General features: G+C 67.7%; 7 protein-coding genes. All 7 read left to right on the forward strand.

From position 1 onward, the window contains the following. The first annotated feature begins 38 nt into the window (after positions 1–38). The 7 genes from IY392_RS18355 to IY392_RS18380 are packed head-to-tail and all read left to right on the forward strand — an operon-like array spanning position 39 to position 6662. Positions 39–1094, forward strand: coding sequence for an MCE family protein (locus IY392_RS18355; RefSeq protein WP_194862004.1), 1056 nt, complete (start codon positions 39–41; stop codon positions 1092–1094). Next, the gene (locus IY392_RS18360; RefSeq protein ID WP_194862005.1) at positions 1087–2235 is read left to right on the forward strand and encodes an MCE family protein; all 1149 of its coding nucleotides are present in this window, start codon (positions 1087–1089) and stop codon (positions 2233–2235) included. The genes IY392_RS18355 and IY392_RS18360 overlap by 8 nt, the downstream gene beginning before the upstream one ends. Continuing rightward, positions 2232–2651, forward strand: a complete 420-nt coding sequence (locus IY392_RS19380; protein WP_228549620.1) for an MlaD family protein — start codon at positions 2232–2234, stop codon at positions 2649–2651. The genes IY392_RS18360 and IY392_RS19380 overlap by 4 nt, the downstream gene beginning before the upstream one ends. Next, a complete protein-coding gene (locus IY392_RS18365; RefSeq protein ID WP_309234216.1) occupies positions 2537–3496 on the forward strand; it encodes an MCE family protein in 960 nt (319 codons plus the stop codon). The genes IY392_RS19380 and IY392_RS18365 overlap by 115 nt, the downstream gene beginning before the upstream one ends. Beyond that, positions 3497–4705 (forward strand): MCE family protein, encoded by a 1209-nt coding sequence (locus tag IY392_RS18370; RefSeq protein ID WP_194862006.1) that lies wholly within the window; start codon positions 3497–3499, stop codon positions 4703–4705. Continuing rightward, positions 4702–6120 (forward strand): MCE family protein, encoded by a 1419-nt coding sequence (locus IY392_RS18375; protein WP_194862007.1) that lies wholly within the window; start codon positions 4702–4704, stop codon positions 6118–6120. Before IY392_RS18370 ends, IY392_RS18375 begins: the two co-directional genes overlap by 4 nt. Beyond that, positions 6120–6662 carry a hypothetical protein gene (locus IY392_RS18380; protein WP_194862008.1) on the forward strand — a complete coding sequence of 181 codons (543 nt, stop codon included), beginning with the start codon at positions 6120–6122 and terminating at the stop codon, positions 6660–6662. The genes IY392_RS18375 and IY392_RS18380 overlap by 1 nt, the downstream gene beginning before the upstream one ends. The last annotated feature ends 171 nt before the right edge of the window (positions 6663–6833 follow it).

The raw sequence follows: 6833 nt of genomic DNA on the forward strand, positions 1-6833 counted from the left end.
TTGCTGCAGGTCATGCTCGGCATGGACGGGGCGACGCCGTGACCGCCGGGCGCTCGACCGCACGCTCCGCCCGGGCCACGCTGATCAAACTGACGATCTTCACCACGGTGATGGCACTCGTCCTCGCGGGCCTGATCATGGTGTTCAGCGAGTACCGCACCGGCGATACGGAGAGGTACAACGCCGTGTTCACCGATGTGTCGGGACTGGAGTCCGGGGACAAGGTGCGGATCGCCGGCGTGGAGGTGGGCCGTGTCCACCGGATCGGATTGGAGGACGGGAACATCGCAGCCGTGCAGTTCTCGGTGGCGGGCGACCAGATCGTGCACCAGAGCACCGAGGCGATGGTCCGCTACGAGAACCTGACCGGTGACCGGTATCTGGAGCTCAAGCGCGGTGAGGGGGACCAGTCCGCGCTCGAACCGGGCGGGACGCTGCCGGTCTCCCAGACCTCTCCGGCCCTGGACCTCGATGCCCTGCTGGGCGGGTTCCGCCCGCTCTTCCGTGCTCTGGACCCGGGCCAGGTCAACGAGCTGTCGGAGTCGATCGTCAAGGTCTTCCAGGGCGAGGCCGGCACGGTCCAGGACCTGCTCGCCTCGACGTCGTCCCTCACGAGGACACTGGCGGACCGCGATCAGCTCATCGGCGACGTGATCGCCAATCTCAACGGAGTGCTCACCACGGTGTCCGACAATCAGGAGAACGTGGACTCGATCGTCGACGACCTGCAGCAACTCGTCTCGGGGTTGGCCGCGAACTCGGAACCGATCGCGGAGTCGGTCAGCCGCCTCAACGACGCGAGCGCCAACATGACGACCCTCCTGGCCGACGTGCGCCCGGCGCTCAGAGAGGACATCGCACAGCTCGATCGCGTGGCCACGCTGATCAACGAGGACGAGCCGTTCGTCGAGAACGTCATGAACAGGCTCCCCTCCGACTTCGAGAAGATGAGTCGCCTGGGCGTCTACGGCAGTTTCTTCCAGTTCTATCTCTGCGGCGTGATCGTGCAGGTCACCAACCCCGCCACGGGCCGGAGCGTCTACCTCCCCCAGTACGAGCAGACGACGGGACGGTGTGCCTTCCCCGATGAGTGACTCCACCAAGAACGCCCCTCCCAGGGCTCCACGGGGCCAGCTGCGCTTCCGGGACCGCGACCCCAGGGTCATCGGTGCCTGGGGCGCCCTGGGTGCCGTCGCGCTGATGGCGATCTCGCTGAACTACGACCGGATCCCCTACGTCAACGGGACGCGCGGCGCCACGGCGTACATCGCCGACGCCGCCGGGCTCAACACCGGCGACGCGGTCCAGGTGGCCGGGATGAACGTCGGTTCGGTCCGCAGCATCGACCTCGACGGCGACAGGGTCCGGGTGCGCTTCGCCATCGACACCGATGTCGCGCTCGGCGCGGACACCTCCGTCCAGGTCAAGACGGATTCCATACTGGGGCGCCGCGCGCTGGCGGTGTTCTCGGACGGCCGAGGGGACCTGCCGGACAACACCATCCCTCTCGAGCGGACCTCCGTGCCGTATTCCCTCACCTCCGCGCTGGGGGATTTCAGCGACACCGTCGAGGCGATGGACACCGACAAGGTGGACGAGGCGCTGACGGTGATCGCGGAGACGATGGAGGGATCCTCCCCCGAGATCAGGGGGGCGCTGGACGGGATCACCAGGCTCTCCGCCTCCCTCAACCAACGTGACGAAGGCGTGCGTCAGCTCCTCGAGAAGGCTGCCGGGACCACCGACGTGCTCGGTGAGCGCAGCGAGCAGATCAACCAGCTGATGGTGGACGGCAACGTGCTGTTCACCCAACTCGACCTGCGACGGAGGGCGTTGAGCGAGTTGATCGTCAACATCGACGAGCTCGCCCGGCAGCTGTCCGGGCTGGTCCAGGACAACGAGGCGCAACTGGGACCCGCCCTGGACAAGCTGGAACAGGTGTCGGACCTACTGATCCGAAACAGGGACGACATCGACCTGGGTCTGCGCCGGATCGTCCCCTATTCCACCGCGTTGAGCGAGGCCGTCGCCTCCGGGCCGTGGTTCAACGCCTACGTCTCGAACCTCTCCCTGGGTCAGTACCAGCAGACGATCCTCCGGGATGTCATGCCGCTCATCGACGACCGGGTCCGGCCCGAGCCGGGTCTCGTCCGCGAGCCGACCATGCCGGGTGTCCCGGGACTGACTCTGATGGACGAATTCCCCGGCTGGGGCGAGAAGAGGCTGCCGCGATGACCCGACTTCTCTCGACCACCCTGGCCAGGATCGTGGCCCTCGTCGTCGTCGTCCTGCTCGTGGTCGCCGCGGTGTGGTTCTTCACCTCGCGGTCCAAGACCATCAGCGCCTACTTCGAATCGACCCGGGGCGTCTACGTCGACGACACGGTCCGGGTCCTCGGCGTGCGCGTCGGGACCATCACGGACATCACCACCGAAGGCGGGCTGTCCAAGGTCACGATGAAGGTCGACGAGGACGTGCCCGTCCCGGCCGACGCCAACGCCCTGCTGGTGGCCCAGTCCCTCGTCGCCGAGCGGTTGTGCAGCTCACCCCGGCCTTCACCGGCGGCGACCAGATGCCGGACGGCGGCTCGATTCCCGTCGAGCGCACGGCCATCCCGGTCGAGTGGGACGGGGTCAAGGACCAGCTCATGAAGCTGTCCTCGGCGCTCTCTCCCACCGGCGACGAGGAGACGGGGCCGCTGGGCGAGTTCGTCGATTCCGCGGAGGCGATGCTCGACGGCAACGGCACCGAGGTCCGCGACGCGCTCAGCGAGGTCTCCCAGACCATGGCCCTGCTCTCGGACGGGCGGGAGAACCTCTTCACGACGCTGAAGAACCTCCAGCTGTTCGTCTCCGCGCTGTCCCAGAGCGAGGAGCAGATCGTGTCCTTCGGGGGGAGGCTGGCGAGCGTGTCCCAGGTGCTCGGCGACCAGACGGGCGACATCGACTCCGCCCTGCGGGACCTCGATCTCGCCGTCACGGACATCAATCGATTCCTGGAGAACAACGGAGAACGCGTGAGCACCGCTGTCGACAAACTGGGTCAGGCGACCGAGGTGGTCCGCGAGAGGCGGGCCGATCTGGAGGGGGTCCTGCACGTGGGTCCCACCGGGATGTCGAACTTCTACAACATCTACCGGCCCTACCAGGGCGTCCTGACCGGGGTGCTGTCCACCAACCAGATGGCCAACCCGACCAACTTCATCTGCGGTGCCATCGCCGGGCTCGCCAACAACACCGCCGAGTCCGACGCGCAACTGTGCGCGGAATACATGGGACCGCTGTTCAACTCGCTGACCTCCAACTACCCGTACGGGGTCGTCAGCCCGCCCATCACCCCGACCGCTGAGCCCCAGCAGATCTGGGACTCCCAGAAGCCGGGGACCAGCACCCCCCCGGGCGTGCAGCCGGTGTCCGCCCGACCCGATCCGCTGGTCAACGTGGTCAACAGGGGAGACAACCTCACCGACACCCTCCTCGTGACGGGAGGGGCGTAGATGAACGGCGAACGCCCTCGGAGGCGACTACTGGCGACGGGCGCACTCGGCGCCGTCGTCCTGATCACCGGTGCCGGGTGCACGTGGGAGGGCCTGAACTCCCTTCCGCTGCCCGGAGCCCAGGGCCGGGGGGACAACGCGTACGAGGTCACCATCGAGATGCCCAACGTCACCACCATCACCCGCAACTCCCCGGTCCGGGTCAACGACGTGAACGTCGGATCGATCACCGGCATGAGGGTCGAGGACTACACGGCGATAGTGACCGTCTCGCTCAACGAGGAGGTCAGGCTCCCGGCGAACGCGCACGCGAAGATCGGTCAGACCAGCCTTCTCGGCTCACAGCACCTCGAGTTGTTCCCGCCGCCGGACGGGGATCCCCAGGGCACCCTCTCGGACGGGGACGTGATCCCCCTGGCGCGGGCCGGCGTGTACCCGACGACCGAGCAGACGCTGTCGGCGCTGTCTGTCGTGCTCACCGACGGTGGCCTGGCGCAGTTCGAGACCATCGCGCAGGAGTTCAACGCGGCACTGGGTGGACGGGAGGTCGACACCCGGGAGGTCATCGAGCAACTGGAGACGACCGTCAGTGGGCTCGACGCGCAACGGGCCGACATCATCGCCGCGATGGACGGGTTGGACAGGCTCTCCCGACAGATCAACGACCAGACCGACACCCTGGCCCGGGCGCTGGCCCAGATGCCGGAGGCGGTGGCCCTGATCAACGATCAGAAGCAGGAGTTGACCACGGCGATGGTCTCCCTGGGGGACCTGGGGAACAAGGCCAACCAGGTGATCGACGCCGGCGGCGGACAGAATCTCGTGGACAATCTCCGCGACATCACCCCGGTCCTCGACGCACTGGCCAACGCCGGTCGCGACCTGACCCGGGCACTGAGCGTGCTCATCACTTTCCCGTTCCCCCAGGCGGGCATCGACAACTTCCTCCGCGGCGACTACGCCAACCTGTACATCCACGCGGACGCCTCGATGCCGCGGCTGGCGGAGACGCTGCTACTGGGCACCGAGTTCGGCAACCGGATGGCAGGTCTCGAGGGGTACGTCGGTCTCGCGCCCACCCCGCCGTCGAGCGTGGACCCGTTCTCGCTCGACGTCCCCCGGCCGGAACCGTCGCAGGAGAACCCGTTCTCCGAGCTGGTACCGGACATGCCGGAGTCGGACGCCACGCCAGAGGAGGCCCCGCGATGACCCGGTTCGTCAAGATCCAGCTGGCGATCTTCGCCGTCGTCACGGTGATCGCCTTGACCGTCATGTCGGTCGCATACCTCAGGTTGCCGACGGCGTTCGGGTGGCAGCGCACCGACGTCGCTCTCGAGATGCCGGACACGGGCGGGTTGTACAAGAACGCCAACGTGTCCTACCTGGGCAACGTGATCGGGCGGGTCGACGCGGTGACCCTCAAGCCCGGCCACGTCGTGGCCGACCTCCATTTCGATTCCCGGGCGGATGTTCCCGAGAACGCCCGGGCGCAGATCCGCAGCGTCTCCGCGGTGGGCGAGCAGTACGTCGAGTTCGTTCCCGAGGGCGAGCCGCGGGGGGTGATGAGCGACGGCACCGTGCTCGGTGAGGACCGGGTCGACATGCCGCAGGGCATCGGTCCCGTCCTCGACCAGGCCACGGTGCTCATGGCCTCGATCGACGACGCCAAGATGCGCCGCGTCATCAGCGAGTCCTTCGACGCGTTCAACGGGTCCGAGCGCGACCTCCAGCAGTTCCTCGATTCCGCGCAGCTCCTGCTCGAAGAGGCCCGCGACAACACCGGAGTCACCCGGCAGCTGATCGAGGACGCCGAACCGGTTCTGGACTCCCAGCTCCGATCGTCGGACTCCATCCGGGCGTGGACCCGCAACCTCGCGGACGTGACGGACCAACTCAGGGTCAACGAGCCCCAGCTCACGTCGATCATCCAACGGGGGCCCGATTCTCTCGCGCGTGCGACCCGCGTGCTCAACGATCTGCAGCCGACCATGCCGGTGCTCGTGGCGAACCTCGTGAGTGTCGGTGAGGTGGGTGTGGTCTACAACCGTTCGATCGAGCAACTGCTGGTGATCTACCCCGCGCTGGTCTCCTCGATCATCACCGCGATCGACGGAGCGCGCGACACCGGCGAGATCAAGGTGGACTTCAACCTGCAGATCAACGAGACGCCCCCGTGCACCACCGGCTTCCTCCCCGCCGCCGACCGTCGCTCGCCCGCCGACCTGTCGGTGCCGCCCCAGATCAACGGCATCTACTGCAAGGTGCCCCAGGACTCGCAGATGGTCGTCCGCGGGGCACGGAACCTGCCCTGCATGGAGTACCCGGGCCGCCGTGGTGCCTCACCCGAGGAGTGCGCGGCCGGCGACTACCGCCCGGAGGGGCACAACCCGCCCGACACCAGCGAGGTCGGCCCGCCCGGCAACAATCCCAACGGGTGGAACGTCGTGCCCTCGTCAGGCACCGGAGAACGGGAGATCCGGACCTCCGCGGCGATGTACGACCCCTCGACGGGCGAGTATCTGGGCGCGGACGGCAAGACGTATCGTCAGTTGAACCTGGGAACCGGGAGCAGGCTGTCCGCGGACGCCGACCTCGCCGACATCTTGACGAACGGAGTGATCTAGTGCCGCTGCCGGACGACACACCCACCGAGGGTGGGCGGACCTGGCTGGTGGTCGCGTCCGTCGTGGCGGCCCTGTGCCTGGTGGCGGCTCTCGTGATGTCGGGTCTGTGGTTGGCCGAGCGCGGCAAGGGCGCGACCATCCGCGCCGACCGCGCCTCCGCGTCCGAGCTGGACGCGTCCTACCGGGACTTCGCCTCGGAGGTGATGACCCGGCTCATGACGATCCGTCAGGAGACCCTGACGGAAGACGTGGACCGGATCGTCGAGATGATCGAGGGCGACTTCTCCGAGCAGTTCACCCCGCGTCGCGACTCCTACGAGGAGGTCGTCGAGACCACCGCCGTGGTGGCCGACGGGGTGGTCTCGGCGGCCGCGGTCGAACAGTCCACTTCCGAGCGCGCAGAGGTGATCATGGCCATCGACCAGACCATCGGCAACCCGAGGTCCCAGGAGGACCAGGACCGCCAGTACCGCGTCCGGGTGACGGTCAACCGTCACGAGGACGGCGAGATGAAGGTCTCGGGGGTGAACTTCATCCCGTGAGCGACAACGACGTGCCCGACGTCCGTTCCGTCCGACGTGCTCAGCGGGAGGCCGAGCGCGCGGCCCGTGCTCAGCGCAAGGCCGACGCCGCCCGCGAGCGCGCACTGGAAGCGGCCCGGGCAGGAGGCCTGTTCGAGGGGATGGAGGCCATGCCGCGCACCAGCTCGGCCG

Source organism: Dietzia sp. SYD-A1 (assembly GCF_015356725.1).
GTDB lineage: Bacteria > Actinomycetota > Actinomycetes > Mycobacteriales > Mycobacteriaceae > Dietzia.

Excerpts from the sequence above, each read along its gene's own strand:
- IY392_RS18370 (WP_194862006.1), top strand. The coding sequence starts at position 3,497 with ATGAACGGCGAACGCCCTCGGAGGCGACTACTGGCGACGGGCGCACTC.
- IY392_RS18360 (WP_194862005.1), top strand. The coding sequence starts at position 1,087 with ATGAGTGACTCCACCAAGAACGCCCCTCCCAGGGCTCCACGGGGCCAG.
- IY392_RS18375 (WP_194862007.1), top strand. The coding sequence starts at position 4,702 with ATGACCCGGTTCGTCAAGATCCAGCTGGCGATCTTCGCCGTCGTCACG.
- IY392_RS19380 (WP_228549620.1), top strand. The coding sequence starts at position 2,232 with ATGACCCGACTTCTCTCGACCACCCTGGCCAGGATCGTGGCCCTCGTC.